Consider the following 2,201-nt stretch of genomic DNA (forward strand, 5'->3'; position numbering starts at 1 on the left):
GGTATTGAAGTTAATACGCCGCTACCTGAAATCGGACATGGCGACAGGCGCAGAAAGGGAGAAACGGGGGGAGGGGCTGCCGCAGGGCGGTCCGCTGTCGCCGCTGCTGTCGAACATGGTGCTGGATGAACTGGATAAAGAGCTGGAGCGTCGTGGACACAGCTTCTGTCGCTACGCGGACGACTGTGTGCCACGAAGGCATGCACCGGGGACGTAAGTCCCCGTGCAGCTATGCAACACAAGAGATGAGGGCAGGCCCCTCGGTGTCGGCGTACAGGCGCAGGCACCAAACCCCCCACTGCTGCTGCGTTTAAGAGACGTGGTGGTGAGCGAGATGGGAAAAGGTCGGGCGTGACCCGATCAGGTAGGGATCGAAGAGACGAACGAAAGTGAACCGTTGATGATGTGTCGAAAGCGTATAGATGATGTCAAAACCATGGTGGAGTCGTTCCTGTGGGATAAGCGCAGGGGGCGACCTGTTTACTGCCTGCGCGGCATCCGGCATAAAGGCGGCGTGAAGTCGATTCAGGCTCTTGTGGGGAACGTGGGAACCTGTCACCCCGATGTGAAGGGAGAAACGCAAGTGGAGGTCCCATGAGCGCCAGAGTACCAATGCGGGGTACAGGGGCGGAGCAAGCCGTAGTAGCGTTGAAGGACCGTAATGGGTCTGGAGCAAAGGGCTTGCCCCATTGTGCTGATGGCACGACAGCAACCACGGGCGATAAAGCCGGTGGGAGGACTGCTGTAAAATCGGCAAAGCCATTTCCTGTGAGTAAGCGACAGGTGTGGGAAGCGTATAAACGAGTGAAAGCTAACCGTGGTGCGGCAGGTATTGACGGACAGACACTGGCCGGGTTTGACGAGAATGTTGCAGACAATCTCTACAAGCTATGGAACAGACTGGCTTCGGGCAGTTATATGCCGCAGGCGGTAAGGCGTGTGGAGATCCCCAAAGCTGATGGTGGTGTGCGTCCGCTTGGTATTCCTGCCGTGTCGGACAGAATCGCCCAGATGGTCGTTAAACAGGTACTTGAGCCTGTACTGGAACCTCTGTTCCATGGCGACTCGTATGGCTACCGGCCGGGGAAATCTGCTCACCAGGCGATTGCGCAGGCGAGAACACGCTGCTGGAAGTTTGACTGGGTTGTGGAAATCGATATCAAAGGCTTCTTTGATAATATTGATCATGCCCTGTTACTGAAAGCAGTGCGGCATCACACACAGGAACGCTGGTTGGTGATGTATATCGAACGCTGGCTGAAGGCGCCGGTGCAAATGCCGGATGGAAGGGTGCAGGTACGGAACAGGGGGACGCCGCAGGGCGGCGTGATTTCACCCCTGATCTCGAATCTGTTCCTGCATTATGCCTTTGATATGTGGATGAAACGTCAGTTTCCCGGCGTCCCCTTTGAAAGGTATGCCGATGATGTTGTATGCCACTGTCACAGTCAGTCGCAGGCCGAAGCACTGATAAGTAAAGCAGGCCAGCGGTTCGCGCAATGTGGGCTGGAATTGCATCCGCAGAAGACCCGGATGGTTTACTGTAAAGATGCCGATCGACGGGGGAATTACGCAGAGACGCGCTTCGACTTTCTGGGCTATACATTCCGGCCCCGTTTGTCGAAGAATCGCTGGGGTAAGACCTTCGTTAACTTCAGTCCGGCGATGAGTGCCAGAGCAGGGAAAGCAATCCGTCAGGAGGTGAGGAGTTGGGGTCTGCAAAATCGCAGTGACAAGTCCTTGTACGATCTGGCGCATATGTTCAATGCGAAAATCAGAGGCTGGATAAATTATTACGGTGCTTTTTATAAATCGGCCCTGTATCCAACGCTGAGGCAAATCGATCGCAAACTCGTGTTATGGCTGACCCGTAAACATAAGCGACTTCGGGGCCAGCGGAGACGGGCCAGTCACTGGCTGGCGCGTGTTGCGCGGAGTGAAACGAGGTTGTTTGCCCACTGCCCACTGGCCGCTACTATGGGGGCAGGCTTCAATGGGAAGAGCCGGATGAGCGGAGACGTTCACGTCCGGTTCCGTGAGCGCCTTGGGGGGAGGTTCCCCGGGGCGACTCGACGCAATATCTACGTGAGCAGCCGGAAAGCGTGCGAACATATACTGAAGGATATCAGTGAGTTCCTTGAGAACAAACTGAAGCTGAAGGTAAATGAGAAGAAGAGCGCGGTGGCGCGCCCATGGGAGCG

1 protein-coding gene and 3 pseudogenes are annotated in these 2,201 nt (G+C 55.9%); 3 read left to right on the forward strand and 1 reads right to left on the reverse strand.

Annotated features, from left to right (window positions below):
* Positions 1-187, forward strand: a pseudogene (locus AM629_RS22820) (reverse transcriptase domain-containing protein); the annotation flags it as partial.
* A gap of 241 nt (positions 188-428) precedes the next feature.
* Here AM629_RS22820 and AM629_RS24320 read toward each other — a convergent pair.
* Positions 429-704: a hypothetical protein gene (locus AM629_RS24320; RefSeq protein ID WP_167338268.1), complete on the reverse strand. Its 276-nt coding sequence runs from the start codon at positions 702-704 to the stop codon at positions 429-431.
* Here AM629_RS24320 and ltrA point away from each other — a divergent pair.
* Positions 595-2,011, forward strand: a pseudogene (ltrA, locus tag AM629_RS20895) (group II intron reverse transcriptase/maturase). The gene AM629_RS24320 and the pseudogene ltrA overlap by 110 nt on opposite strands.
* A pseudogene (locus AM629_RS25395) lies at positions 2,008-2,201 on the forward strand (group II intron maturase-specific domain-containing protein); the annotation flags it as partial. The pseudogenes ltrA and AM629_RS25395, both read left to right, overlap by 4 nt.

Source organism: Photorhabdus heterorhabditis (assembly GCF_001280945.1).
GTDB lineage: Bacteria > Pseudomonadota > Gammaproteobacteria > Enterobacterales > Enterobacteriaceae > Photorhabdus > Photorhabdus heterorhabditis.